1 protein-coding gene is annotated in these 445 nt (G+C 55.3%); it reads left to right on the forward strand.

What is annotated here, in order from left to right; all coding sequences use genetic code 11:
• On the forward strand, positions 1 to 445 hold a 445-nt coding region (locus AC1RPR_RS08300; RefSeq protein WP_481763484.1), incomplete at both ends, for a hypothetical protein.

The raw sequence follows: 445 nt of genomic DNA on the forward strand, positions 1-445 counted from the left end.
AAAAATCAAAGAGCTGAAAGGTCTCAACACCGTTACCCCGAAGAAGACTGGGGCTACGAAGACCTACAGTGTGACGGACCCGAAGTTTGGCCTAGACATTCGAATCTTCTTCGATGGTTCGAAGGCACCCGCAGATCAGTATCAAGTGATCCCGGCAGACACGCGCAGCGCGCTCGACGAGGAAGAACTCTCATTCCTGCGCTGGGATACTTCGTGCCTCGCAGCGGAGCCGCTGTCGGATGAGGAAACGAAGCGTGAGTTCGAGTCGTGGGCAAAGCGTAATGGAGTGAAGCTTAAGAAGGGTAAGGCCGTTGACGCGGACGACATCGACGAAGACGAAGACGACGAACCCCCGAAGAAGGGCAAGAAGACTCCGGCCAAGGGCAAAAAGAAGGTCGTCGAGGAAGATGAGGACGACGAAGATGAGGATGAAGACGGCGGCATC

Source organism: Dellaglioa sp. CoH-57-MRSF-22 (assembly GCF_056781895.1).